At 64.4% G+C, this 25701-nt stretch carries 28 protein-coding genes; 9 read left to right on the forward strand and 19 right to left on the reverse strand.

Annotated features, from left to right (window positions below):
• The first annotated feature begins 1 nt into the window (after window position 1).
• Window positions 2-550, forward strand: coding sequence for a hypothetical protein (locus tag FS787_RS02090; RefSeq protein WP_144670621.1), 549 nt, complete (start codon window positions 2-4; stop codon window positions 548-550).
• A gap of 22 nt (window positions 551-572) precedes the next feature.
• Here FS787_RS02090 and ggt read toward each other — a convergent pair whose 3' ends face one another.
• The 6 genes from ggt to FS787_RS02120 all read right to left on the reverse strand — a co-directional run bounded on the left by ggt (window position 573) and on the right by FS787_RS02120 (window position 5166).
• A complete protein-coding gene (ggt, locus tag FS787_RS02095) occupies window positions 573-2399 on the reverse strand; it encodes a gamma-glutamyltransferase (RefSeq protein WP_144670623.1) in 1827 nt (608 codons plus the stop codon).
• A gap of 269 nt (window positions 2400-2668) precedes the next feature.
• On the reverse strand, window positions 2669-3013 hold the full coding sequence (locus FS787_RS02100) for a hypothetical protein (RefSeq protein WP_144670625.1): 345 nt from the start codon (window positions 3011-3013) through the stop codon (window positions 2669-2671).
• A gap of 103 nt (window positions 3014-3116) precedes the next feature.
• Window positions 3117-3488: a VOC family protein gene (locus FS787_RS02105; RefSeq protein ID WP_144670627.1), complete on the reverse strand. Its 372-nt coding sequence runs from the start codon at window positions 3486-3488 to the stop codon at window positions 3117-3119.
• A gap of 91 nt (window positions 3489-3579) precedes the next feature.
• Window positions 3580-3972, reverse strand: coding sequence for an Asp23/Gls24 family envelope stress response protein (locus FS787_RS02110; protein ID WP_144670629.1), 393 nt, complete (start codon window positions 3970-3972; stop codon window positions 3580-3582).
• Window positions 3965-4579 (reverse strand): Asp23/Gls24 family envelope stress response protein, encoded by a 615-nt coding sequence (locus tag FS787_RS02115; protein WP_144670631.1) that lies wholly within the window; start codon window positions 4577-4579, stop codon window positions 3965-3967. The genes FS787_RS02110 and FS787_RS02115 overlap by 8 nt, the downstream gene beginning before the upstream one ends.
• On the reverse strand, window positions 4570-5166 hold the full coding sequence (locus tag FS787_RS02120) for an RNA polymerase sigma factor (RefSeq protein ID WP_144670633.1): 597 nt from the start codon (window positions 5164-5166) through the stop codon (window positions 4570-4572). The genes FS787_RS02115 and FS787_RS02120 overlap by 10 nt, the downstream gene beginning before the upstream one ends.
• A 237-nt stretch (window positions 5167-5403) precedes the next feature.
• On the opposite strand from FS787_RS02120, the gene FS787_RS02125 reads away from it, so the two are divergent.
• From FS787_RS02125 to FS787_RS02145, 5 genes are all read left to right on the forward strand, one after another.
• Window positions 5404-5862, forward strand: coding sequence for an Asp23/Gls24 family envelope stress response protein (locus FS787_RS02125; protein WP_222124054.1), 459 nt, complete (start codon window positions 5404-5406; stop codon window positions 5860-5862).
• 57 nt (window positions 5863-5919) lie between these two features.
• Window positions 5920-6099 (forward strand): hypothetical protein, encoded by a 180-nt coding sequence (locus FS787_RS02130; protein ID WP_144670638.1) that lies wholly within the window; start codon window positions 5920-5922, stop codon window positions 6097-6099.
• Window positions 6096-6524 (forward strand): Asp23/Gls24 family envelope stress response protein, encoded by a 429-nt coding sequence (locus FS787_RS02135; RefSeq protein WP_144670640.1) that lies wholly within the window; start codon window positions 6096-6098, stop codon window positions 6522-6524. The genes FS787_RS02130 and FS787_RS02135 overlap by 4 nt, the downstream gene beginning before the upstream one ends.
• On the forward strand, window positions 6521-7102 hold the full coding sequence (locus tag FS787_RS02140; RefSeq protein WP_144670642.1) for a DUF6286 domain-containing protein: 582 nt from the start codon (window positions 6521-6523) through the stop codon (window positions 7100-7102). The genes FS787_RS02135 and FS787_RS02140 overlap by 4 nt, the downstream gene beginning before the upstream one ends.
• Window positions 7103-7168: 66 nt before the next feature.
• Window positions 7169-7786, forward strand: coding sequence for a hypothetical protein (locus FS787_RS02145; RefSeq protein WP_144670644.1), 618 nt, complete (start codon window positions 7169-7171; stop codon window positions 7784-7786).
• Between the two features lie 36 nt (window positions 7787-7822).
• Here FS787_RS02145 and FS787_RS02150 read toward each other — a convergent pair whose 3' ends face one another.
• The 3 genes from FS787_RS02150 to FS787_RS02160 all read right to left on the reverse strand — a co-directional run bounded on the left by FS787_RS02150 (window position 7823) and on the right by FS787_RS02160 (window position 12233).
• Window positions 7823-8911 (reverse strand): class I SAM-dependent methyltransferase, encoded by a 1089-nt coding sequence (locus FS787_RS02150; protein WP_144670647.1) that lies wholly within the window; start codon window positions 8909-8911, stop codon window positions 7823-7825.
• A 173-nt stretch (window positions 8912-9084) separates the two neighbouring features.
• A complete protein-coding gene (locus FS787_RS02155) occupies window positions 9085-10707 on the reverse strand; it encodes a response regulator transcription factor (RefSeq protein ID WP_144670649.1) in 1623 nt (540 codons plus the stop codon).
• Between the two features lie 101 nt (window positions 10708-10808).
• Window positions 10809-12233: a phenylacetate--CoA ligase family protein gene (locus FS787_RS02160; RefSeq protein ID WP_260982353.1), complete on the reverse strand. Its 1425-nt coding sequence runs from the start codon at window positions 12231-12233 to the stop codon at window positions 10809-10811.
• Window positions 12234-12553: 320 nt separating this feature from the next.
• On the opposite strand from FS787_RS02160, the gene FS787_RS02165 reads away from it, so the two are divergent.
• Entirely contained in the window at window positions 12554-13321 is a 768-nt protein-coding gene (locus FS787_RS02165; RefSeq protein WP_144670651.1) for a hypothetical protein, read from the forward strand.
• A 754-nt stretch (window positions 13322-14075) separates the two neighbouring features.
• Here the strand turns inward: FS787_RS02165 and FS787_RS17935 are convergent.
• Both FS787_RS17935 and FS787_RS02170 read right to left on the reverse strand, forming a co-directional pair.
• Complete coding sequence (locus tag FS787_RS17935) at window positions 14076-14219, reverse strand: hypothetical protein (protein ID WP_186329069.1); 144 nt, start codon at window positions 14217-14219, stop codon at window positions 14076-14078.
• Between the two features lie 15 nt (window positions 14220-14234).
• Window positions 14235-14798, reverse strand: a complete 564-nt coding sequence (locus FS787_RS02170; RefSeq protein ID WP_144670653.1) for a dihydrofolate reductase family protein — start codon at window positions 14796-14798, stop codon at window positions 14235-14237.
• A 487-nt stretch (window positions 14799-15285) separates the two neighbouring features.
• Between FS787_RS02170 and FS787_RS02175 the strand changes: the two genes are divergently transcribed.
• Window positions 15286-16680: an FAD-binding oxidoreductase gene (locus FS787_RS02175; RefSeq protein ID WP_144671852.1), complete on the forward strand. Its 1395-nt coding sequence runs from the start codon at window positions 15286-15288 to the stop codon at window positions 16678-16680.
• A 445-nt stretch (window positions 16681-17125) separates the two neighbouring features.
• Complete coding sequence (locus tag FS787_RS18070) at window positions 17126-17278, forward strand: hypothetical protein (protein WP_260982354.1); 153 nt, start codon at window positions 17126-17128, stop codon at window positions 17276-17278.
• A gap of 288 nt (window positions 17279-17566) precedes the next feature.
• Here FS787_RS18070 and nrdF read toward each other — a convergent pair whose 3' ends face one another.
• The 8 genes from nrdF to FS787_RS17940 all read right to left on the reverse strand — a co-directional run bounded on the left by nrdF (window position 17567) and on the right by FS787_RS17940 (window position 25520).
• On the reverse strand, window positions 17567-18541 hold the full coding sequence (nrdF, locus tag FS787_RS02185; protein WP_056429756.1) for a class 1b ribonucleoside-diphosphate reductase subunit beta: 975 nt from the start codon (window positions 18539-18541) through the stop codon (window positions 17567-17569).
• Window positions 18538-19332, reverse strand: a complete 795-nt coding sequence (locus FS787_RS02190) for an NUMOD3 domain-containing DNA-binding protein (RefSeq protein ID WP_260982355.1) — start codon at window positions 19330-19332, stop codon at window positions 18538-18540. Before FS787_RS02190 ends, nrdF begins: the two co-directional genes overlap by 4 nt.
• A gap of 27 nt (window positions 19333-19359) precedes the next feature.
• Window positions 19360-21480 (reverse strand): class 1b ribonucleoside-diphosphate reductase subunit alpha, encoded by a 2121-nt coding sequence (gene nrdE, locus FS787_RS02195; RefSeq protein WP_144671856.1) that lies wholly within the window; start codon window positions 21478-21480, stop codon window positions 19360-19362.
• Between the two features lie 68 nt (window positions 21481-21548).
• Complete coding sequence (gene nrdI, locus FS787_RS02200) at window positions 21549-22037, reverse strand: class Ib ribonucleoside-diphosphate reductase assembly flavoprotein NrdI (RefSeq protein ID WP_144670655.1); 489 nt, start codon at window positions 22035-22037, stop codon at window positions 21549-21551.
• A 41-nt stretch (window positions 22038-22078) separates the two neighbouring features.
• On the reverse strand, window positions 22079-22324 hold the full coding sequence (gene nrdH / locus FS787_RS02205; protein ID WP_056429759.1) for a glutaredoxin-like protein NrdH: 246 nt from the start codon (window positions 22322-22324) through the stop codon (window positions 22079-22081).
• Between the two features lie 436 nt (window positions 22325-22760).
• Complete coding sequence (locus FS787_RS02210; RefSeq protein WP_144670657.1) at window positions 22761-23474, reverse strand: hypothetical protein; 714 nt, start codon at window positions 23472-23474, stop codon at window positions 22761-22763.
• A gap of 168 nt (window positions 23475-23642) precedes the next feature.
• Window positions 23643-24590 carry a hypothetical protein gene (locus FS787_RS02215; protein WP_144670659.1) on the reverse strand — a complete coding sequence of 316 codons (948 nt, stop codon included), beginning with the start codon at window positions 24588-24590 and terminating at the stop codon, window positions 23643-23645.
• Between the two features lie 261 nt (window positions 24591-24851).
• Entirely contained in the window at window positions 24852-25520 is a 669-nt protein-coding gene (locus tag FS787_RS17940) for a hypothetical protein (RefSeq protein ID WP_186329070.1), read from the reverse strand.
• Between the last annotated feature and the right edge of the window lie 181 nt (window positions 25521-25701).

The raw sequence follows: 25701 nt of genomic DNA on the forward strand, positions 1-25701 counted from the left end.
CATGGGAGATTCACTGGTCGATCAGCCCCGCAAGGACGCCGTCGCTGTGGTGCGGTGGTCCAAGAAACCAGGCGAGAGCCCGGCGGGCAGGTTCTTCAAGTTCAGCGTCTTCGGTTTGATCCTGTGCCTGCTCCTGATGACAATCCTGCCCGGCTTCAGAAGTTTCGGCGCTCTTGCGCTGTTCACTGCCTTCTTCGCGACGCTCTTCACGGTTCCCGCGGTTCAGCGCCGGAGGGACTTCATGTGCGGGCTGACCAAAAGGTTGAATGACACGGTCGCCGAGGTGACCAACACCCCGGGTGACCGGCTGTCTGTCAAGGAATTTGAGCGCATGGTCAAGAGCGGCGAGCAGCGCCCGCTCCTCGTCGACGGGGTGCCCGGACTCCACCTGCATGTGGAGCGGATCGCGACGCCGGAGAAGGTCGTCCCCGAAAAGTGGCTTGCGGTCATCACTGTGGTCCCCCCGGAGAGCGGGACCGACAGTTTCGATCGATTGGTTGCCGCCGCGGTCGGCGCCGGACCCGCCACCGGGACCGGCAACTCTTCCTAAGCCGACGTGCAGCTGACTGGGCCTAAGGCGACGGCCTGAGCACCATCGCGGAGCCACCCCCGCGCCGCTCCGGCTCCGCCGCGGCGATCATACGGCCGTCCGGGAGGAATTCGATGGCAGTCGCCGCGCCGATCTCCGCGGCCGAGGTGAACGCGTCGCCCGACGGTGTGAGCGTGTGGCCGTACCCTTTCAGCTGCTGTCCGTAGGCGTCGATGAACGCCGGCTCGGCAGTGACGCTGGCCGTGTTCCGTTGCGAGGCCCGCGGTGCGGCGACCGCATCCGCGATGCCCATGCCAAGGTCCACCCGGTTCAGGATGGTCTGCAGGACGGTGGTGATGATGGTTGATCCGCCGGGCGAGCCCAGGGCGAGGAACGGCTCGCCGTCCTTGAGGATGATGGTCGGCGCCATGGACGAGCGGGGGCGCTTCCCCGGCTCGATCCGGTTCGGGTCGGCCTCGTTGTACACGGTGGAGAAGTCCGTCAGCTCATTGTTGAGCAAGAAGCCGCGGCCGGGAACCACAATGCCGGACCCGCCGGTCTGCTCGATCGTGAGCGTGTAGTTGACCACGTTCCCCCACCGGTCCGCGACGGTCAGGTTGGTCGTTGAGATGTTCTCGGTGTCCTTCTCGTCGGCCGGCGCCGCAACGGAGGCCGGGCACACGCCGTCGTACGCTGCCACGTCCCCCGGCGCGACGGGCTTCTTGGCTGCCTCCAGCGGCTCGATCCGGCAGGCGCGTTCCTTGCCGAACAGCGGGTCCGTGAGCGCGGCGGCCGGAACGTCTACGAACGCCGGGTCGCCGACGTATTTGCCGCGGTCGGCGAAGGCCAGCGCGCTCGCTTCGAGGTAGTGGTGCAGGGCGCCGGCCGTGGACATCCCGGAGAGGTCGAACGTGTCCAGGATGTTCAATGCCTCGCCGGTGGTGGTGCCGCCGCTGCTGGAGGGCGCCATGCCGTAGACCTCCAGGCCGCGGTAGTCCACCTTTGTGGGCTCCTGGTCCAGGGCGCTGTAGGCGGCCAGATCAGCGGTGGTCAGGTGCCCGGCCGGGACTGGCAGCTTTGTCCGGGCCGTCTTGGGCGGAGCCTGGACCGTGGCCGCGATCTCAGCCGCGAGCGGGCCGTAGTAGAAACCGTCCGTGCCCTTCCTCGCGAGGAGCCGGTACGTCTCGGCCAGGTCATGGTTCTTGAAGACACTCCCGACGGCGGGGGCGTCGCCGCCGGGCAGGAAGAGGCTGCTGGTGGAGGTGAACGCCGCGAAGCGGAGTTTGTTGTCGAGGGTCTGCTGGCGGAACGTCTTGTCGACCACAAAGCCGCGGGTGGCCACCTTGATTGCCGGCTTCAGGGCATCGCCAAGGCGCATCGAGCCCCACCGGTCGAGGGCCCGCTCCCACGTGGCCGGTGTTCCCGGGACGCCGACGGAGACGCCGCTCGTGACCAGTTCGGGGGTGAAGCGGTAGGGCTGCCCGGTGGCTTTGTCAATAAACGCGTCCTTCGGCATGGCGTCCGGCGCCGTCTCGCGGCCGTCGATGGTGCTGACGTCCCCGGTCTCGGCGTCGTAAAACACGAAGTAGCCGCCACCGCCGATCCCGGCGCTGTACGGCTCGGTCACACCGAGGGTGGCGGCTGCGGCGACGGCTGCGTCCGCCGCGTTGCCCCCTTTGCGGAGGACTTCGATCGCCGCGGCGGAGGCTTCAGGGTCCACGGTGCTCACGGCACCGCCGTACCCGGTGGCCGTCGCAGCCTTAACGGTTTCCCTCGGATCGGCGAATGCGGGGGTCGCGACGGCGCCGCCCGTCACGCTGATTGCCAGTGCCGCCGTGACGGCAACCAGTCGACGTGTCACGTGTGCCATGGTCGCTCCCGAATTCGTGTGATTCGTGTTGACAGATTCTGTCACGCTACTACGCGGCGACGCGAGACTCAATACGGGCATCTTCGGGTACCGCCGCTCCGCTCCGGGCCGGTTCCGGCCGTGCGGACGTGACCAGGCTCTCATTCTTCCACGGATGCAAGCGCGGCGGCAGGCCGTGGCCGCCGATAAGCGCGGTGTCCATCGCGGGGGTTCGAGAGTATTCGAATGGAGCAGGAAAAGTGCGCTCAGTTTCTGCCCTGCCCTGGCAGCTATGCGTCCGTTCTGCCTGGTTCCGGGAGGCTCCCGATGAGGGTGAAAATCAGGGCCATGTAAAGGATGAAGAACACCACCCAGAGGATGAACAAGGCAATCCCCACCCAGCCAAGCACCCGCCCCTCGGGCGCCGGCACACCGAAAGCCTCAGCCTTCTTCGACTGGACTATCGCCAACGGACCAAACAAGGCGCCCAGAGTGAAAATCGCCAGGATACCGAACAATGTGGCCAGCCGGGCGTGCCGCATGCCCTCCAGGTACCACCGCAACTGCCCCATCGTCACTGGTTGCTGATCCGGGTGCTGATAGGCGAATTGTGCTCCGTACTGGCTTGCTGACATGGGTCCCCCTGGTAATTCGTCGTGTATTTCGTCGTGCTCGCGACAGTTGCCGTCACAGCATATTGCGTTGACGCAATTAGATGCCCGCTTTGGGCATGCTGAGTCAGACGTGCTGGTCTACCAGAACGGGGTTGCCGTCGGGGTCCATGACCATGAAGCTCGACGGCCCGGTGGTTCCCTCGTCCGCCTCCGAAAGAAACTCTGTGCCTTTGGCCTTCAGTTCGCGCTGGAGTTCGCGCACATCGGTGAATGAGTCGAGCGCCTCCGCGTTCTGATTCCAGCCCGGGTTGAACGTGAGCATGTTCTTCTCAAACATCCCTTGGAAGAGGCCGATGACCGTCTCGCCGTTCTTTAGGATGAGCCAGTTCTGGGTGATGTCGCCGCCGTGGTCCGTAAATCCAAGATTTTTGTAGAAAGCCGCGGAAGCCGCGATGTCTTTAACGGCCAGGCTGATCGAAAAGGCGCCGAGTTGCATTTTGTTGCTCCACTCTCCGGAACGATGAATTTTACCGATGATAGCCCGGACGACGTTCGGCGCAGGATGTCCTTGAGTAAGTCGCTCAGGGCTACATGTTTGCTGTGCCTCGGCGGTGTTCTATGGCGAGGATGGTGACGTCGACCGCCCCTGGGGTAAGGCCGGTGTGGCTGATGCTTTCCTGCACGCGCCGTTGGACTGCTTCGGCGACGTCGAGGGCGGTATAGGCGATGTCGGTGGCAATATCTAGGTGGACGCGCGCGGTAGCGCCACTGATTGTTGCGGTGACGCCGTCGTGCCGGAAGGTGCTGTCCTGACTGCCGGGATTCCGGAGGTGTTGCAGGGAGGGACCCAGCCGGGCCAGGAAGCCTTGGATGGTGGGTTCCAGTCTGAGAACCCCGGGTGTTTCCAGTGTGGTGCGGGAGGCAAGGGAGGCGATGAGCTGGCTGGTAATGATGGATCCTTGGAGGGGTTCGTCAGACATCGTAAAGGTCCTCCACGATGATGTTGACGGTTCCGGCCCCAATACCGACGCCGGCCGGAATCGCGCTGCTGATCTCGTGGCGAAGCGCTTCCGCCGCCAGGGGGATGACGATGCCCGGGGCGGCGGCAACCCGCAAATTGACGATGAGGCGCGGACCGGCGTCGGTGGCCATAACGGTGGTTCCGGCCGGGTGGTCTTCACCGGCGAGGCTGGCCGCGGCTGCGCGTATTTCGATGCGGCAGCGTCGAGGGTGGACCCCGGGAATCGCTGCTGCCGCGGACCGGATGAGGGAGCTCAGCGCCTGTTCACTGATCTCCGTGATGCCGGTGTCTGCGCTGCGCAGGAGGATTCTGCTGCCCTGGCGGACTTCCGCACGGGCCACGTCCATGATGGCGTTCTTGACCCCGGGACGGGGTTTCAGCGCGGGATTGTGGAGGTCGCTTTCGCGCAGTGAACGGGTTGCTTCGCTGAGTCCCCGCAGTTGGGTTCTGGCAGTTTGGCATTGTCCGCACTTTTCTTCGTGTGCGGTGGGTGGCCGGTCAATGGTCGCCCAGATGCGGTCGATGCTCCGGCCGCAGCCGAGCCGCGGGATGTCATCTATCGCCACTGGCTCATCCCTTCTGCTATCTGGTGCCGTGCCCGGGCGAGTGTGCCACGGACTGCTGTCGGGCTGATCTTCAGTGTGACACCAATCTCGGCATAGCTGCGTCCGTGCATTTCCCGTAATAGCCAGCAGGCCCGTTGTGCCGGAGGGAGCGTGCTCAGGAGGGCGGTCAGACCATTCTGTTCGGCCGACCATTCGGCCTCATGGGCCGGATCCCACCGGGCCGAGACCGCGCACGCGCGGGCCCCTGGCATGGTGTCCATGTCGTCCGAGTCGATGATGTCCTCGGCATGGGCTGACCGCTTGCGCAGCAGGTCCAGGCTTTTGTTCGTCGCCAGCCGGTAGATCCAGCCTCCAAAAGCATCAACGTCAGCCAGCATGGGAAGAGCCCGCCAGCTCGTTGTCAGAGTCTCCTGCACGATGTCCTCGGCGTCGCCGCGGTCGTTCAGCATACGGTACGCCAGCCTGAAGAGGCGGGACTGATAGGTAAGCACCAGGTGTTCGAATGCTGCCAGATCGCCGTCCTGGGCGCGGGCGACAATACTCCCCTCGTCCAGGTCCGGTTCCAAGCCGGGGCCATGATCGTCCATGCACTGCCCATCCCGTCGTGATGCTCACCGGACCCTTGGCCCCAATATGCCACAGCCGGCCGACGCCGGAAACCGTTCCGCGGCGCTTGTCCTCGCCTGGGAAAAATAATCCGCCGTACAACGTGACGATTCCTGCCGGGCTTCGTCCTTACAGGTGTACGTACCACACCCAGTCCCACGAGGAGATGTTTTCCCATGACAGAGACACCCAGGACCCCCGGAACCAACAGCGGCGTCATGGCCACCCCCGGACAGACGCACGGCAGCTCGCTGGAAGAATCGAAGGCCAGGGACGCACTGCACACCGATCGCGGTGCCACGACGATCGAGGAAACCGTGGTGCAGAAGTTGGCCGGCATAGCCACCCGCGAGGTCCCTGGCGTGTTCGCCATGGGTAGTGCGGGCCGGCGGGCGTTCAGCGCCCTCACCGAACGCATTCCGGGTTCCCAGACCAACGTCAGCGGCGGCGTCAGCGTGGAAAAGGGCGAACGCCAGACAGCCATCGATGTCTCCATCGTCATTGACTACGGGTTCTCCGTGGTGGAGGTCAGCCAGGCGATCCGCCGCAACATCATCCAGTCCGTTGAGCGCGCCACAGGACTGGAAGTGCTGGAAGTGAACATCAATGTCACTGATGTCCACCTGCCCGAAGAGGAGCATGACGTCCCGCAGGAGCAGAAGACCGAACTTCAGTAACCGCCTGTCACAATATCCCCCGCCAAGGGGAACAGGACGATGAGGAAAAGGAAGGCTATGTCTACTACACGTTGGTGCCTGACCATAGGTCTGGTACTGGGAATTGTTTTGGGCTTCGGCGGCTGGCTGGCGCTGCTGGCCGCGGTGATCCTGGGATTCATCGGCCTGCTGGTCGGCCGGGTCGCGGAAGGAAAACTCGATGTGCAGGCCCTGTTCGGTAGAGCATCGAGCCGATGAACCCGCAAGGAACCCACGCGTTGACCGTGTCCGGGGACGGCTACGCCGGCGCGGACCTCGGTGAGACGGGCACACGCGGGCAGACCGTGCTGGCGGCCAAGGTGATCGAGAAAATCGCCGGCCAGGTCGCCAGCGACGAATCGTCCGCCGGCGGTGCCTCGGGCGGGTTTCTGGGCATCGGCGCGAGTGCTGATCTCTCGGCCCGGCCTAAGGCGTCCGTGGAACTGGCCGGGAACATCGCGACTCTAAGGGTCGAGGTGGGGATGCTCTATCCGGCGCCGCTGCGCCAGGCCACCGAGGAACTGCGCCGCCGTATCGCGACCAGGGTGACAGAGCTGACCGGAGTTGACGTCCGGCAGGTGGACATCAGGATCTCCTGGCTGACCACCGGAACCAAGTCCAACGGACGAAGGAAGCTGCTATGAGCAGGCACGGTCAACGGTCCACGCGCCTGCGGCACCGGCCCAGCCGCGCCGTCCCGGCGCTGATCGTCGGACTATTGCTCCTGGCCGCCGGCGTCGCCCTGGTCTGGCTGAGCATTACCCGGCTGGTCAACGGCTCGTGGCCCAGCCTGCTCGAGGGACCACGGGACTGGCTCGCCGCTTTGACGTGGAACGACCCCGCAACGTGGCAGATCGGGACAGCAGCCGTCGTGGTAGGGGTGATCCTGTTGTTGTGCGCCCTCATTCCCGGCGGATACAACGCCATCGCCATCGAAGCTTCCGGCGTTGGAGATGAGGCGCCACCGGTGCAGGAGCAGGAAACAGTGATGACTTGCCGCGCCGTCGCCCACCTGGCCAAAGCCCGGTGCGGGCAGATCGACGGCGTCCGCACAGCCTCGGCGACAGCCACCACCGGGCGCGTACACGTGAACGTGACGACCTTCCTGCACGAGCCAGGGGACCTGCGCGCCAGGATCACCGACGCTGTGCGGGCCCGTCTGGAAGAGACCGGGCTCTCGCCCGTTCCGGAGGTTACCGCGACGGTCCGGTCGAGAGATTAGGACCATTCGCGCACCCGCCCACCGCAACTATTTTGCCCACCGAGACTCTTTGAAGGACGGTTTCCGATGAGACAGACAGCAGGGACACTGAACCGGACCTGGCTGACAATTCTCGGCGTCCTTGTCGTGGCCGTCGGCGCCGCCCTGCTCCTGCAGGCCAACGGGACACTGCATACTCTTCTCGACACCGCCCGCCCAAGGACGTCCGTCGTCACCGGTGATCTGCACGCGTTCTTCGCGCAGCCCTGGGTGGCGGCCACCATGCTGATCATCGGAGTCATCATCGGGGTTCTGGGGCTGCTGTGGGTCATCGCCCAGATCCCGAGGAAAAACCCGGCGGGCGACTACCGCCTCCATGACGACGCCAGCCAGGGATTCACCCTCTGCGACCCGTCGGTCCTCTCCACCGCCGTCGAAAAACAAATCAACACGCTGCCCGGTGTCATCACTTCCGCGGCCCTGCTGCGGGGAACAGCCAGGGCCCCTGACCTGACCCTGAAGGTGACAGTCAATGACAGGGCAGATGTCCAGGAGGTTATCCATCGCATCCAGACATCCACCCTGCCGGAGCTCGCCAACGCCCTGGAGGTGCCCCTGCAGCGCAGCGGGCTACAGATAGACGTCAGCGGACGAACCCAAAGCACCGGAACCGTGGTGCAGTCCACCGGCACCGTCGTCTACTAGCGGGCGGGCCCTTCGGCATCGGGTAGCCTTAGCGTTTTACTTTCTGGCGATGAAGTAGGCGTTGAACGGATCCGACTCGATGTCCTTGGACTCCACGTTCGCGAAGCCGGCGTCGGCGAGCATCGACTGTGCGAGCTGTTCGCCCCAGACTGTGCCCAGCCCGTCGCCGTCGAGTCCGAGCGAAACGCTCATGCAGTGGAAGGTCGAGATCGCGTACAGGTAGCTGCCCAAGGGAAGCTCAACGTTCTCCTCCACCTTGCTGGATGCCTTGATGTCCACCATCAGGAAGGTCCCGTCCTGCCGCAGCGCCCGGCGGACGTTGCGCAGCACCGACGCAGGATGCGCCTGGTCGTGGATGGCGTCGAAGGCCGTCACCACGTCGAAGCAGGCCTCGACGTCCAGGCCGGCCACGTCAACCACCTCGAAGCTGGCGTTCGCCAGTCCCATCCGTTCCGCCTCGCCGCGGGCGGCGCGGATGGCCCCCACGGAGAAGTCGTAGCCGGTGAACTTACTGGCGGGGAAAGCCTGGGCCATGAGGTTGATGGCGTGGCCGCTGCCGCAGCCGATGTCGGCGACGTCGATCCCGGCCCTCAGCCGCTCAGGCAGCCCGGGTACCAGCGGCAGGATCACCTCCAGGAGTGCCGCGTCGTGCACGGCCGCGCTGGTCTGGGCCATGTTCCGGTGGAAGTGGGGGTAGTCCTCGTAGGACAGCCCGCTGCCGTGCCGGAAACGCTCGATGATCTTCTGTTCAACTTCGCCCATCATGGAAATGTGCTGCATCAAAATGGCCATGTTGTCAGGGCCCGCGGCGCTGGTCAGGACGGCAGCATGCTCGCGGGGCAGCCAGTACGTCCCGGCCGCCGGGTCGTACTGGACCACGCGCGCCGCGGTCATTCCGCCCAGCCATTCGCGCACATAGCGTTCGTTGAGGTCGCTGGCGTCGGCGATCTGGTCGCTGGTGGCGGCAGGCAGGCCTGCCAGTGTCTCGAACAGGCCGGTCTGGTGCCCGACGCTGGTCAGCAGTGCGGTCGCAGCATCGTTCAGGATGCCCACGAAGCGTCCGGCGAAGGCCCTGGAGGCCTCGGCGTCGAACTCCGACAGTGATGTTTCCAACTCGATGGTCATTGGTGTTCCTCTCTTTGCCACAGGCGTCTGTGCCTGATTGATTCCAGCGTAGGAATTGCCGGGTGCCGCCAGCATCGGGCGAACGATGCGTTCTGTTCGGAGCCCATGGGGCGAATCATGCAGACGCCCGGTCCGCCAGGTGCCGCCCGGCTCGCCCCATAAGGCAACGGGAACTAGCGGCGCGGCTGCAGGCCGTGTTCGTGGGCCCAGGCTGCGGCGGCCGTACGCGAGGAGACGCCGATCTTGGCATAGATGTTCGCCAGGTGCCTGCCCACCGTCTTCTGGCTGATGAACAATGCCTCGGCGGTTTGCTTGTTGCTGGCACCCGAGGCGGTGAACGACAGCACGTCCGCCTCGCGCTCGGTCAGCCCGCCGGGAAGCCTGCCGCCGTCGAGCCTGCGCACATCCGGCAGGGCACCGAGTTCGTGGTAGATCGCAAGCGCGGTCGCCGAATCGGCGGCGGCAACACTGGGCTGTCCCAGCCCACGGTGCGCCTGGGCGAGTAGTTCGTAGACTCTCGCTGTGTCGTAGCGGGCGTGCAGGGTCCGGTACTCGTGGACCACGGCCTGGAGCACAGGCAACGCCTCCGCGTACTGCGACTGCGCGATCAGCATGGCGGCGCGGGCGTGCCCGGCCCAGGCACGGAAACCTGCGGTGGCGAAGACGGCTGCGGTTTCCTCCAGCCGGGCGCAGAGCCGCTCGGCCTCATCAACGTGTCCCAGAGCCAGGGCGATTTCGACGCCGGACAACAGCAGCCGTGCACATGCCAGCCGGTCCCTCCCGGCCAAGGCCGCGCACAGTCCGGCCCACGCCGCATCGTTCTTCCCGGCGGCATGCTGGAGCAAAGACTCCCCCGGCTGCGGATCGGTCCCCAACTCCCGGGCCCGGGCGTACGCGTTCCCAGCACCGCTGATGTCCCCGCGAAGCCGGCGTATTTCGCCCAGCTGGTAGTAGGCCTCGCCCGCCACCCAGTTGTTCCGGCCCACGAGCTCCGCCCCGCTGTGCTCGATCGCCGGCTCCGCCGCGTCCCAGCCACCTTCGATGCTCAGCAGCTGCAGCCGGTGGATGCGGCAGATGCCGGCATACACCGCGTCTCCCACAAACTGCTGGCCCCACTGCTCAGTGGCGTCAGTCCAGGCCCGCATCCGGTGCAGGTCGGCCAGTTCGTGGCACGCGTGGATCACCGTGCAGTAGATTTCGCCGGCCCATTCCGGCGGCAGCCGGCCGGCGAGTACCGGCAGCATCGCCTCGTCCAGCCGGGCAAAGCCTGATGCGGTGCTGCCGCTGCGCAGATCAGCGAGGCCGCCGAGCACCAAACCGAAGGAGGTGAGTGCGGGATCGCGCAGGTCCCGTCCCAAGTCCTGCAACTTGACCGCTGTCTCCCTCGCCGGGCGCAGGTCCCCGAGACTCAGCGCGAGGCAGGCATCCAGGTAAAGCAGATAGCCGTGCTCCGGTCCTTCCGGAAGACCCTGCAGTAGTCCCCGGGCACGGCTCACCCAGCCGGAAGCGATGACCACATCGCCGCGGATGAACCACAGCAGCCCCAGGTGCAGGGCCTTCATGGCCGCATCTGCTGCGTCGCCGTCGTCCTGGAAGCGGTGGTAGACGTCCTCGGACACCTCAAACGATTCCTTGACCTGCCCAAGCCACCACGCGGCCCTGCCCAGAAGACTCAAGTCCCCCGGCCCCAGTTCCGACAACGCGCGGGCCTGGCTGAGCTGCCGGTAAGCAGCATGCCAGTCGCCGCGGGCGTACGCCGCCCGCGCCGTGGCCAGCAACCCGTCAAGCTCGTCCATCCCAGACACCACTTCAACGGTAGCGCCGCAGATGGCAGCCGGTCGAGCCGGTTTCGCGAGCAAGTCCAGCTTCACACTCAAGGCAGGCCGGCGGCCGGCGGTTACGACGAAGGTGGTCCGGCCGGCAAGGGAACAAGCGTGCGGTACTTTCCGCCGGTGGTCTGTTCCGGCGGCTCCGGAGCATCTTCCACGGTGACATGGGCCAAGCCAAGGTCGGCAAGCAGGGCGGTGATGCCCTCCCGTACCGTTCCCCGGACGCGTTCGCCGTCTGCGGCCGGGTCCGGGCGCAGCCTCACCGACAGGCTGGCGGGTGCGGTCTGGACGATCTGGAACAGCGCCACCCCCGGGGTCCGGTCGACAACTGTCGCCAGAGCGAGCGGTGGCACCTTCACCACGCCGTGGCCGTCCGCGGCAGGGAAGGTGAGCACGTCCGAGGCCCTCCCCTGCACCCGGATCGCCGGCGCCGGGTCCCTGCAGGGGCAGGGATCAGGCCTGACCAGGACGCGGTCGCCGACGTCGTAGCGGATGATGGGCTGAACGCGATTGGCAAGGTTCGTGATCAGTGCCGTGTGCGAGACGGTCCCCGGCGGCACGGGCCGGTAGTCGGCGTCGACCGGTTCGACGATCACCCAGTCCTGGAGCAGATGCAGCCAGCCCTGGCCGCAGCCATAGGCCGAGTATCCGGCCTCGGTGCACCCGTACACCTCCCGCACGACAGCGCCGAAAGCCTCTTCCAGGCGGTCCCGCTCATCCGGGGGCAACCCCTCGGCCGTGCTGAGAACCAGTACGGGGTGCACCCGCAGCCGGCCCGCCTGTTGCTCTGTAGCCAGCAGCCGCAAGGCGCTGGCGTAACCCCCGAGCAGGGCCGGGCCGAAACTGTTCAGCTGAGCCACCAGCCGGGGCAGGGGCGTGTGGACCGAGAACACTCCCAGTTTGCGGTGCCGGCGCGGCTTCTCCTGTTTCTCCCGGGTGCTGGCGGCAACGGAGAGAAAGTGCCCGCCGGTGGCAACCACGCCGGCGAACCGCGCCCCGCGGCGGATCATCCGGACTATGTCCCGCCAGGACAACCATTTGGCGGTCAGGATACCCATCAGGCCTGAGGTCACCGCCCAGTACCGGTCATCGAGCACGAAGATGCCCCGAGTTCCGGTGGTGCCGGCGGTGGTAGCCACCAGATACTTCCCGGCAAACCGGCGCCCGATCCGCACCGGGTCCGCCACAAACTCCTGGACCCCGGCCAGGGTCACTGCCGGATCCGTGGCGACGTCGTCGAAGTGGGCCATCAGCTCGTTCTTGTTTGTCACCGGCAGCAGGGTGACGTCCACGATGTGCTCGGGCAGCCCCCTGTACAGCTCCCGGTAATAGACAGAATGGGTGCGCGCGTAGGCGACGAGCTCGGTCAGACGCGCCTTCTGTCGGCGCCGGATCTCGTCAGGACCCTTCCGGTGGGCCTGGAAGGCGTCCCACCACACCCGGGCCGCGCTGATCCCCCGGTCGCCAGTCAACGCCCGCCGCCGCAATTTCATGCCACGACTATAGATCTGGTCCTGACACCGGGACAGGGTCAATCGACAGGTGCACAGCCATACTGAACGCCCTGACAGCCATGAGTACCTGAGCCACCGGCCGGCATCGAGTCGAACAGACCAACCAAGGCCAGCTGACCCGTATAGAGCCAGTCGACATCGTTCCGGTCTGCTTCCGTAGTCCTGGCCGAACGATAGGACCCCGCACGCTCTCGGCGTGCGGGGTCGAACCGGTTTTCAAAGTGCTCACAGGAAGGACTGCGGACCGGCCAAGGGACGACATCCCTCGAGTGTCAGTGTTGCCCGGTAACCTCGGGGTCATGACTGAAAGACCGCAACTGGTGAACCGAGCACGCGATTGGATCGCAGAGGCCCGTACATTTCACTACCAGCAGCTCACCACGCACCGCAGAGTGAGGCGCCTCGGAAAGACCCGCCTGACATTCACCACCGGCCAGGCCCTAACCAACGTGGGCGCCTTTTTTGCTGCGGGGTCGACAGGCTCAATCGGCTTACCGGATTGGGCTGTCTTGGGTGTTTTGCTCGGAGGATTCCTAGGGGGCAAATACCTGTTCCCGATACCGGTCAGCAGTATCGCTAGTCGGAGAGGCCCTGCCGATGTGGTCAGTAAGAGCGCTACGGAGCTCGACACTATGAGTCCAGAGGAAATCCGGGTATACGAGAACAACATGGTTCTGAAGCACCGACTCAAGGGCCCCGGAGGACTGGGGGCCGCACAATCGCTGCAGCGCCAGCAAGAGGCAAGCCGGAAAGCGGAGGAGGCCGCTGGCCTGGTCGCTGGAAGCCTAACCGGGCTGTCGCTGTTTGATGCTCAGGCATTTGGCTCCGCTGTTCGAATGCATGAACGTCTTGAGAGTCGGTGGCTTGCCTACGAGGTTGACCCGAAACTGCAGTTCGATTTTCCGGCGATGTCCGATGCAGCTTTCCCCGCTACCGCGGCCATGATCAGGGCTAGGCGCAAGGCCGAGCAGGCGAAGTCAGAAGGCAACACGGCGAACTACCAGTCCGCAGTGGCGGTGTTCGGCGAGGCGCTGACGGCAGCCGAGGCCGCAGCCGGTGTGCCCTAGAAGTCGCCCACCGGACTAACGAATTCACATCCAGCGCCGATTCGCCCGAAAGGAATCCAGCGCGCCGATCCACTATCTGGTGGGTGACCCGGACGTACCTGAGCTCGCGATTCAGCTGATGGGCCCAAAGGGCGAGGATGTGAATTCCGTCCACCGAATACGGCAGGTGCCAGGGCAGATTGGGGCTGCGAACTCCGTAAGGCTGTAACGAAGGCTGGCGATACCCAAAAGCCGAGACCTTTGTTTCGGTTACTGCCCGTCCAAGCCGCAAACGGGTGGGCAGCTGAGGAATTGTCTCTCTTTGCGACTTCTTGAAGGATAAGGACGTTGGGTTGCCGCGCCTCAATCAAGTGACGTTTCTTGTAATTCGCCATGGAGCAGTCACGCGAGACGATTCGCACTGGGATCCATTGTTCTCGGCCGCCGGAATCCTATCGGGCGCGCCGCCCCCGCTATCGGCTTTCCGAGGGCTGCATTCGTAGGCAAAATCCTGGCGGGATGAGAGACAAAACGGCCCCGCCTACATTCGTGCGGGGCCGTTCCGGGTCAATCACTCCTCAGTGACGAAACGACGATTGTAGATGGACAGGCTTCTTGGCCCAAAGAACCGTCGCTCCCCCGCGTAGTTCCGCCGAGGCGGTAGCCCGCTCGGTCCGGGAAATGGACAAATTAGTTGGTCCTTTGTACTCCCCTCGCTATTCCGTATCCTGTTGTCCGCCACCGCTTTTTGAACGGCCGGCCGGCAGTTCCGCCCTCAGGTCGAACGAAGTCGTTCTATGTGGCGGCGCTGTTCCATGTCGTCCTGCTTGACGTGAACGCTGACAAGGACACGATCACCGTCCGGCTCGTAGTAGATCCGGCCCATGTCCTCGCTGCCGTGGAGTACTTCCCCGACCACGCGGAGCAATTGCGGTCATCGCCTCGTCTCGTACCTGGTCAGGACCACGCCGCCGGGAAACGTCCGCGTCTCCACCAGGTTCAGGTTCACCCAGCTGTCCAGCGAGGTGAAGAACGGAGTGCCGCCGCCCACCAGGACCGGATGGGTGGCTAGCGCGTATTCGTCGATCAGCCCGGCCCGCATGGCCGCCCCGGCGAGCGTTGCGCCGCCGACGCTCATCAGGCCGCCGTCCCCGGCCTTGAGCCGGGTGATCTCGGCGATCGCGTCGCCGGTGACCAGGCGGGTGTTCCAGTCGACCTTGTCGATCGTCGAGGAGAACACCACCTTCGGCGTGTCCCGCCAGTTCCGCGCGAATTCGATCTCCGCCGGGGTGGCGTTGGGCTGCTGGTCGCCGGTCGGCCAGTAGGAGCTCATTGTCTCCCACAGCTTGCGCCCGTACAGCGACAGGCTGCTAGCCCGCTCCTGGTCGAGCCACCACTGGAACAGTTCGTCGCTCGGCCCGCCCCAGCCGATGTCGTCGCCGGCCGCGGCGATGTAGCCGTCCAGGGTCAGATTCATGCCGTAGACCAGTTTCCGCACGGCGCCAGCCTTCCGTCTCGTAGTGATCGAGGGCGTCATTGAACTCTGTCGTCCCGCACATGATCAGCAGCATCCTGTCCCTCATGGAGCCACCGTAACTGCCCATGATCTGGATGCCATAGCCTCCGGTCCGCGTTTCAACGGAGCTGCCCGGTGAAGCATTGGCTAAAGGGCACCAAGGGTGCCGTTTAGCGCTGCAAAAACACCGCCACATATCGCTGCGAATCACATTCGGGTCGTTTTCGGAGGCTTGCCATGGGCGGGTCAGAAACGGTCGTTTTGATCGCCGTTAATCAGCAGCCGGTCTCGTCAGCTCTCGAAGGAGCAGACCAGGGTTTGTTTGCTCAGCTACTGGGCCTAGGGAGACTGACAGTGTTCACCGCCCCCGGCGGCGGATAGGCGCCCAATTCCCGCAACCTCCACCCTCTTGTGACTTCCTCCGAACGTGTGGGAATCTGCTTGAAGTAGAGAGAGGTCCGTGAGTCCAATGGCACAGGGCACGGTGATCGACGGCGGTGCTGTCGATGAACTACAGACATCCTTTCGGGGTGAACTCGTCCGTCCGGATGATGCCGGTTACGACGAGCATCGCAAGGTGTGGAACGGTTCGATTGATCGCCGTCCCGCGCTCATAGCCCGATGTACCGGCGTCGCAGACATACGCGCTGCCGTCCGGCTCGCCCGCTCGCAGGACCTGCTGGTCGCCGTGCGTGGCGGCGGTCACAGCTTCCCTGGGCTTTCAGTGTGCGACGACGGCATGCTCATCGACCTCGGGCTGATGAAAGGGATCCGAGTGGACCCGGAGGGGCGCACGGCACGTGTTCAGGCCGGAGTGCTGCTCGGCGAGCTCGATCGCGAGACGCAGGAGTTCGGCCTCGCCGTTCCTTCGGGAATCGTCACCCATACCGGGCTGGCCGGCCTCACGCTCGGCGGCGGAATAGGTTGGGTCATGCGCAAGTACGGGCTCACCATCGATCAATTGCTGTCCGTGGACGTGGTCACCGCCAACGGCGAGCTGGTCAGGGCCAGCGAGGATCAGAACGCCGACCTCTTCTGGGGAGTTCGCGGCGGCGGGGGCAACTTCGGCATCGTCACCGAATTCGAGTTCAAGCTCAACCCTGTGGGCCCGTACGTTATGGCAGGTCCGGTCTTCTGGCCCATGGAGGATGCCCCGGAAGTCCTGCGGTTTTACCGCGATTGGATCGCAGACTGCCCCGACGAGCTCATGACGATCGCCGTGCAGCGGAGGGCTCCGGCCCTGCCGATCGTCCCGCCCGACCTGGTCGGCAAGCTGGTCGTGGCGGTCGTCGCCTGCTACGCGGGACCGGTCGAGGACGGTGAACGAGTCGTGCGGCCGCTCAAGGAATTCGGTTCGCCTGTGCTGGATCTTTGCCGGCCGAAGCCTTTTCTGGAGCATCAGAGGATGTTTGATCCGTCGTTCCCCCACGGCTGGTCCTACTACGTCCGGTCCTGTGACGTCGCAGCCCTCGACGACGACGTCATCGACATCGTCGTCCAACACGGCAGGCGCATCACCTCGCCGGTCACCAGCGTTGCCCTGTGGCAGATGGGCGGAGCGGTGGGGCGGATCGACGACGGCGCCACCGCGTTCAATGGCCGCCAGGCAGGGTTCACCTTCAACATCAACGGCAACAGCAAGACCGCCGATGGCTTCGACGCTGAGCGCCAATGGGCTCGCGACTATTGGTCCGCCCTCGCGCCCCACCACACCAGCGTCTACGTGAACTTCCTTATGGAAGAGGGTGAGGAGCGGGTCAGGCAGGCGTACGGGGCCGGTAAGTACGACCGGCTCAAGGCACTCAAGCGCAAGTACGACCCGACGAACTTCTTCACTCTCAACCAGAACATCAAGCCCGGCTGACTTTCGCGGACAGATCCAGGAAGCCATTATCGAAAACGACTTCAAGGCGGCCGATCTGGGCAAGTTCCTGAAGCTGGAGAACAAGACCTTCAAGGCCGCCGTTCCGGCCGAAGCGGCAACCGTGTCCAAGGCGCCGCTGCGGACTGCCGTGCGCGGACTCGTCATCGCGGCGGAGGTCAGCGCGGGCTATGACCGGGACCGCTATTCCGGCGTCTGGCGTGATACCAACCGGGGATTGCCAGAACACGCAGGAGGAAGTCCTAGTCCAGGAGTCCAGGACTGCCGTGTCCTATACCAGCCGGGGCTGCACGCCAGCACGGGACGCTGGGTGACGTCGTGGGATAACCGCGTCCACACGTCCGCGTCGACCGTGCAGATTGACCATCTGGTCCCTGTTCATGAAGCCTGGGGATCCGGGGCAAGGTACTGGTCCCAGGCACGGCGGGTGGCTTTCTACAACGACCTCGGGGACAGCCGCAGCCTGAGCGCCCAGACGTCCGCTCTCAACTCTTCAAAGCAGGCCAGTGGCCCGGAGACGTGGATGCCGCCGAAGAACCGCTGCGCGTACATCGGTCAGTGGGTGGCGGTGACCATTTGACAGTCAGCGACGTTGGCATGCCGGTAAACGGACAATCTCGCCGACTGGGCATGAGTCGCCATCCGCGCATTCTCGGTTCCCGGAAACTTCTATCCAAGTCTCGCCGCTAGCTATGTCGCCAAAATTGAGTCATGCCGCCCGGCCCGGGATGGGTACGTACGGAAAATTGGCGGGCCCCGCACGCGCGAACGTGCGGGGCCCGCCTATTGACCCGACGGCCTAGCAAGGTTGCGACCGGACCAACTAGGTTGTCAAAAGGACCAAGTTGGTTGGCAATCAGCAGAGGGATTAGAAGTCCCAGTCGTCATCCTCGGTGTTAACAGCCTTGCCAATCACGTAAGACGAACCCGAGCCCGAGAAGAAGTCGTGGTTCTCGTCAGCGTTCGGCGACAGGGCAGACAGGATGGCGGGGTTCACGTCGGTGACGGAAGCCGGGAACATGGCCTCGTAGCCCAGGTTCATCAGCGCCTTGTTGGCGTTGTAGTGCAGGAACTTCTTGACGTCCTCGGCCAGGCCGACGGAGTCGTAGAGGTCGTGCGTGTATTGGACTTCGTTTTCGTACAGCTCGAAGAGCAGCTCGAAGGTGTAGTCCTTGATTTCCTGCTTGCGCTCCTCGGACAGGCCCTCCAGGCCCTTCTGGAACTTGTATCCGATGTAGTAGCCGTGGACTGCCTCGTCGCGGATGATGAGGCGGATGAGGTCGGCCGTGTTCGTCAGCTTGGCCCGCGAGGACCAGTACATCGGCAGGTAGAAGCCTGAGTAGAACAGGAAGCTCTCCAGCAGCGTGGAGGCCACCTTGCGCTTCAGGGGGTCGTCGCCCTGGTAGTAGTCCATGACGATCTGGGCCTTCTTCTGAAGGTTCTCGTTCTCGGTGGACCAGCGGAACGCCTCGTCGATCTCCTTGGTGGAGGCCAGCGTGGAGAAGATGGAGGAGTAGCTCTTGGCGTGCACGGACTCCATGAACGCGATGTTCGTGTAGACAGCCTCTTCATGCGGGGTGAGCGCGTCCGGAATCAGCGAAACGGCTCCGACGGTGCCCTGGATGGTGTCCAGCAGGGTCAGGCCCGTGAACACGCGCATGGTGAGCTGCTGCTCGTCCGGGGTCAGCGTCGCCCACGACTGCACGTCGTTGGACAGCGGCACCTTCTCCGGCAGCCAGAAGTTGTTAACCAGGCGGTTCCAGACATCCACGTCCTTCTCATCCTGGATGCGGTTCCAGTTAATGGCTTCAACGTGGCTTAGAAGCTTTACTTTTTCTGTCATGACTCCGACTCGCTTTCTGAAGAGAGACTTGGTTTGGCTGAGTCCTCGACGCAGTACTTGCAGTCGGCTTTCTCTATGCCTTTGTTGGTGTGATGTCTGGTGTGGGCGTTTCGCTGGCTGGAAGGCATCGGACGGCCCTTCCGTACTGCTGACATTTTCGCACGGGTTTCGGCACTGGCCTTCTTCCCGAAGTTCGGGTTGCCGGCGCCCTTCCTTGCTTCGGAGAGCGCCGTCCGGGCTTCGTCGGTCATCGAGTGGCCGAACCCTGGGTGGTCTGCACCGAACTTTCCGAAGTTCGGGTTCTCCAGTCCTGCGTGAGTTCCCTTGCGAGCTTCCGCCCACTTCCTGCGCTGCTCCAGGCTGTGTTTCCCGCCGTAGAACGGGTTCTCGGCTCCTGGCCTGCTGAGCCCTTTGCGACCGGTGCTCCTGATGCGAGCGGCTTCGCGCTGCTCCTCCGTCCACACGACGCCGGTCGGCCCCAGACCGCCCTCCGCAATGTTCAGCAGACGATCCCCTTCGCGTCGCAGGTAGCTGATCCACTCGATCTCGGCTTGCCCAAGCTCGGGCAGGCCTTCGATCCAGTCCAGCTCGTCCGCGATGAGATCTGCCGGATCGTGCTTACGGAGCCAATCGTAGAAGGGCGTCTTGCGACCCTCAGCGGCCACTCGCAGATGCTGATGGAAACGACGACTGGCCGTCTTGGTGGTGATACCGACATAGCGGTAGTCGACCTCCCGCCGAAGCCGGATGCCGTAGACCAAGCCGCCCGTCGCTGTCGTCGTTTCCATCATTTCACCTACTCAACCGATTTCAGTTGATCACAACATGCACGAGACGCAATTTTCCACCTCGGTCCCTTCCAGCGCGAGCTGGCGGAGACGGATGTAGTAGATGGTTTTGATGCCCTTCTTCCAGGCGTAGATCTGGGCCTTGTTGATGTCGCGCGTGGTGGCGGTGTCCTTGAAGAACAGCGTCAGGGACAGGCCCTGGTCCACGTGCTGCGTGGCCGCGGCGTAGGTGTCGATGACCTTCTCGTAGCCGATCTCGTACGCGTCCTGGTAGTACTCCAGGTTGTCGTTCGTCAGGTACGGCGCCGGGTAGTACACGCGGCCCAGCTTGCCTTCCTTGCGGATCTCGATCTTGGATGCCACCGGGTGGATCGAGGAGGTGGAGTTGTTGATGTAGGAGATCGAGCCGGTGGGCGGGACAGCCTGCAGGTTCTGGTTGTAGATGCCGTGCTCCATGACCGAAGCCTTCAGCTCGCGCCAGTCATCCTGCGTGGGGATGTGGATGTTCTTGAACAGCTCCGCGACCTTGGCGGTCTGCGGGACCCATTCCCGGCCCGTGTACTTGTCGAAGAACTCGCCGGAGGCGTACTTGGACTTCTCGAAGCCGCCGAACGTCTGGCCGGTCTGGATGGCCAGCAGGTTGGAAGCGCGGACCGCGTGGAACACCACCGAGTAGAAGTAGATGTTGGTGAAGTCCAGGCCCTCTTCGGAGCCGTAGTGCACCCGCTCGCGGGCCAGGTAGCCGTGCAGGTTCATCTGGCCCAGGCCGATCGCGTGGCTCTGGTCGTTGCCGCGGGCGATCGAAGGCACCGAGGTGATGTTGGACATGTCCGAGACAGCCGAGAGGGACCGGATGGCCGTCTCGATGGTCAGGCCGAAGTCCGGCGAGTCCATGGTCTTGGCGATGTTCAGCGAACCCAGGTTGCAGGAGATGTCCTTGCCGGTCTGGTCGTAGGACAGGTCATCGTGGTACGTCGTGGGCTGGGAGACCTGGAGGATCTCGGAGCACAGGTTGGACATGATGATCTTGCCGTCGATCGGGTTTTCCCGGTTCACCGTGTCCTCGAACATGATGTACGGGTAGCCGGATTCGAACTGGATCTCGGCGAGGGTCTGGAAGAACTCGCGCGCCTTGATCTTGGTCTTCTTGATCCGGGAATCGTCCACCATCTCGTAGTACTTCTCGGTGACCGAGACGTCGGAGAACGGCATGCCGTAGACCTTTTCGACGTCGTACGGCGAGAACAGGTACATGTCCTCGTCCTTCTTGGCCAGCTCGAACGTGATGTCCGGGATGACAACGCCCAGCGAGAGGGTCTTGATGCGGATCTTCTCGTCCGCGTTCTCGCGCTTGGTGTCCAGGAAGCGGTAGATGTCCGGGTGGTGCGCGTGCAGGTACACAGCTCCGGCACCCTGGCGGGCACCGAGCTGGTTGGCGTAGGAGAAGCTGTCCTCGAGGAGCTTCATCACGGGGATCACGCCGGAGGACTGGTTCTCGATCTGCTTGATCGGCGCGCCGACCTCGCGGATGTTGGTCAGGGCGAAGGCCACGCCGCCGCCGCGCTTGGACAGCTGCAGGGCGGAGTTGATGGACCGGCCGATCGACTCCATGTTGTCTTCGATGCGGAGCAGGAAGCAGGAGACCAGCTCGCCGCGCTGGCGCTTGCCGGCGTTCAGGAACGTCGGGGTGGCCGGCTGGAAGCGGCCCTCGATGATTTCGTCGACCATCTGCGTGGCGAGCTTCTCGTCGCCGCGGGCCAGGTGCAGGGCCACCATGCAGACGCGGTCCTCGTAGCGCTCCAGGAAGCGCTTTCCGTCGAACGTCTTCAGCGTGTAGGAGGTGTAGAACTTGAACGCGCCGAGGAACGTCTCGAAGCGGAACTTCTTCTTGTAGGCGCGGTTGTAGAGCTCGCGGATGAAGTTCATCGTGTACTGGTCGAGGGTCTCACGCTCGTAGTACTCGTTCTTGACGAGGTAGTCGAGCTTTTCCTCGAGGTCGTGGAAGAACACAGTGTTGTTGTTCACGTGCTGCAGGAAGTACTGGTGCGCGGCCTCGCGGTCGGCCTCGAACTGGATCTCGCCGTTGGGGCCGTAAAGGTTCAGCATGGCGTTGAGCTCGTGGTAGCCCAGGCCCTGGTAGGCGGCCGGCATGGCCGGCTTCTCTCCGGGGACGGTGTGCTTCTCGACGGCGGTGTGGCTGGCCATACGGGTGCTCCCGGTCACTTCGGTGTCTGCGACAGTCGTGTCCAAAATTGTTCCAATCCTTGTTGTACTCGGCTGACGTCTTCCGGCGTCCCCATGAGTTCGAATCGATATAGGTGCGGGACCTGGCATTTCGCGGCGATGATGTCGCCGGCCATGCAGTAGTTGTCCCCAAAGTTCGTATTGCCCGCCCCGATCACTCCCCGGAGCTGCTGCCGGTTGCGCGGATCGTTCAGGAAGCGGATGACCTGCTTCGGAACGGATCCCTCTCCCCCGGTACCTCCGTACGTGGGAAGCACCAGCACGTAGGGTTCGGTTGCCACGAGCGCGGGTTCCTTCGCGTGGAGGGGTATCCGGGCGGCGTCGATGCCCAGCTTCCTGATGAAGCGTGCGGTGTTCTCGGAGGTTGAGGAGAAGTAGATGAGGTGGCTGCCGGTGGTCCTGGCGTCGTCCCCCGCCACCGACCGGGCGCCGGTCGGCGTCGTAACGGCGGTTGCCGGTGCCATGGAAGTCACCTCATCTGACGTGCGTTTTTTGTCGAAGCGGTTCAGGCCACGGCGACGGCGGAAGCCTGCGCCAGTTCTTCGATCTTGTCGGGACGGAATCCGGACCAGTGGTCCTGGTCCGTGACGACCACCGGGGCCTGCATGTAGCCCAGGGCCTTCAGGCGTTCGAGGGCATCCGCGTCCTGCGAGATGTCGACGCTCTGGTAGGTGATGCCCTTCTTGTCCAGTGCGCGGTAGGTCGCGTTGCACTGCACGCAAGCCGGCTTCGTGTAAACCGTAACGGTCATGTCCCTGTCCCCTTTGTTGAAGTCTTTGGTTCGTGTCCGGTGGGCCCGCCCGGAACAGGAATTCTTATCCGTTACTGGCCTCGCCTGGCGGTCTGCTAACGCTCCGCTCGAACTGTATGTCGATACTACATGTAGTGCAAGAGTCCCGCGCGGACCCCAAGATGATGTATTACAAGTATGTCATTCCGCCCACTTTTAATCCACAGCCCGGGGGCTTCAAAATGTCCGGGTTTCAGCCCTTTTCACGGACGAAATCCACACCCTGTGGAGTAGTTAGCCACAATTAACGGCCCCGCGTGTCGCACGCTGGACGGCGTGTCGCGGTCCGCTGCTGCGCGGTGCCGCAGTGGCACTGAGCACTACATGTAGTGGTCGAAGGCACAGGATTGGAACCGGTCCGGCGTCCGTGTTCAGTTCTGTCCGGCGCGCCGCTCTGTCAGTCCGCGGGGCGGAGCGAAGTGATGGTCTGCCGTATGGCGTCGTACTCTTCGGTGGCGGTGTAGGCCTCCGGGGTGTTCGCATCAGGCGTGACACCCGGCGCCGTGGCGACGGCGTGGTAGACACCGCTGAACGCCGCCACACCGGGCGGCCACTCGAAGAACTGGAAAATGGGGCAGGCGCTGCGCCCGGAGGGCAGCGGCGCGGAAGTGATCCCGTAGGACAGCGGTGCCGGCTTCGAGGGATGGGATCCGTGATCGTCGCGGCCCTCGAACACAAAGACTGGCGCCGCGCCTTTCTGCGCCAGGGCCGGCAACGCTTCCGAGTCCATCAAGGCATAGGGATACTTCTGGGTGCATTCTGCTTTGGCCGCGATGTTGGTCCGCAACGTTGCCATTGATTTCCCGGCCGCGTCGAGGACGTCCACAAAGATTCCGCCGGGCGCCGCCTCACGAGCCCGGTCCTGGACGGTCCAGTCCGGCGGATAGTCGAACATCAGCCCGCCGTCCGGCGTCGTGAAGGTTTTCCATTCAGGCTCCGCCGGCGACGCCCCCGCCGACGGACTGAGGGCAGGCTCCGAGGCACTGGGCGAGGCGCTGGGCGAGGAGCCGGGCGAGGCATTCCCGGAATTCGGGCTGCTGGACGGCGTGCAGGCCACGAGCAGGGCGGCGGCGCAGAACGCTGCGGAAACTGCTCTTCCGGACCGGAACATGGCACCCTCCCCCTGCGTGCGGCTACTCCGCTCAATTCTGCCGTGACGGCCCCCGGTGAACAGGGTCTTTGGGCCTCCGCCGGCTCCCGAACACGAAGACGGGGGCCGGCGAAGTTCCGCCGGCCCCCGCAGGGCCTCCGGCAGCAGCCGGAAGCCAGTCCCCTCTGCCTACTGCTTTACGAGGGTGTTGCCATACCCGGCGTCGCACTTGCCGTCATGGACGACACCTGCGCCCGGTGCCACGACGTAGTTGCTGGCCGGGTTGAAGACGGCAGTGTGGACATCCGTCACCTTGCTGGCGCAGTTGTCGGCGGCCTGGGAGCTCAGGCTCTGTCCGCCGATCCACATGTCGATCCAGATGGTCGAGTTGGTGCCGAACACGTTGACGCCCTGGTGGCAGGGGCCGCCCTGGGGTTCGTCGCCGTCGCCGCAGGTGTCCTCAACGATGAAGTAGCGGCGCACGTCCGGAAGGTAGATCCGTGTGCCGGCCGGGAAGTCCAGTACGTCCTTGCCGGTGGCGAGGGAATGGCCCACGGCGATGGTGATGGGGTCGTTGTAGGTACCCGTGCCGCCCGCAGTTTTGTGCAGGATCGGGTGGCTGATGGCGGCCGAGCCCGCCGGTGTGTTGTCGTACCAGGTGTAAGCCGAGGTGAACGCGGTGGTGACAACCCGCTCGGAGGACGACGACGGGACGGCTGGTGCCGGCGCGGGCTTCGGATCCGCAGGAACTGCGACAGGCACGGCGTCAGGAGCCGGAGCCTCGGGGGATGCCGACGGCGTTGCGGCGTCCTTCCGGGCTGCTGCTGCGGCAGCGGCGGCCTCCGCCTTTTTGGCGGCGTCGGCCTTCTTCTTCGCGGCGGCAGCCTTGGCGATTTCGTCAGTCTTGGCCTTCTTGGCAGCTGCTGCGGCAAGCTTGGCCTTCTCAGCCGCGGCCCGCTGGGAAGTGCCGACCTCGCCGGATGCGTTGCCCGGCCCGGTGCTGGCGTTGGCTTCAACGGCACCTGCTGACGCTGAAGACTGTGCGGATGAGTTTTGCGTGCCGGTTGCGGCGCCACATGCGGACGTGGCGAGTAGGACCGAGAGCAGGCCGGCGGACAGCAGACTATTTCTGCGCATGGAAAATAAAGCCTCTTCGTGCGAGTGCGGAAAAGGGCAGACCCGTAGAGGGATGTCCTGCCCGGAGTTGGTAACGGTCTGCGGAACGCAAGGCGCTCCCGCCTGGGGACTTATCACACGCAACAGCGTTCAGGACGCTCCAGTTGGGCGTGTATGCCGACCGGTGACCTAAACGTTACCCCGGAGCCCGCGGAGAGGCTAATCGACGTCGTGCCACCTCTCCAGCGGGTGAATTCGGGGCTGCCGGACCTCATCCCGCAACTACGGGACCGGCGTCGTGGTGACCAGTTGGTTGCCGTAGCCGCTGTCGCACATGCCGTCATGGATCACGCCCTCGCCGGAGGCCACGACGTAGTTGTCCGGGGGGTCGAAGACTGCGGCATGCACGCCGGTTACCTGCTTTGTGCAGCCACTGGCAAACGACTCGCTTTCCCCTTCGCCGCCAATCCACATATCGAGCCAGGTGGACGCATCGCCGTGTTCGTCCGCGCCGGCGTGGCACGGCCCTTCCTCCGGAGCGGGGCCGTCCCCGCATGTGTCCTCGACGATGAAATAGCGCCGCACGTCGGGAAGGTAAATCCGCGTACCGGCGGGGAAATCAAGGACGTCCTTCCCCGTCTCCAGGGAATGCCCGACGGCGATAGTCACCGGATCCGCGTAGGTTCCGGTCCCGCCGGCCTTCTTGTGCAGCACCGGGTGACTGATGTTCGGGGAGCCTGGCGGGGTGTTGTCGTACCACGTGTAGGCCGTGATGAACGTGTCGGGATCGGCGGTCTGTACCGCCGTCGACGGAGTCGAGGACGGAGTCGGCGACAGCGAGGGAGTCGGCGACTGTGACGGAGCAGGCGAAGGCGACGGCGACGGCGACGGCGACGGCGAGCCTTGGCATGCGGCGGCGGTCAGGACAACCGACAGCAAGCCTGCGGCCACTCCGACACCTCTGCGCATTCTGCCTCCGCCTCCACAAAACCTGCCAAGTACGTCGAACGCTACCTTGCTCCCCGGCTTTCGCGGTAGCCGCAAGTAGGACGTCCTACAGATCCCCTGCCCCAGGCAAAAAGCACGACCGAAATGCGCCCTGAAAACGTGACATTCGCGCCTCTCCACGCCC

Source organism: Arthrobacter sp. U41 (genome assembly GCF_007679325.1).
GTDB lineage: Bacteria > Actinomycetota > Actinomycetes > Actinomycetales > Micrococcaceae > Arthrobacter.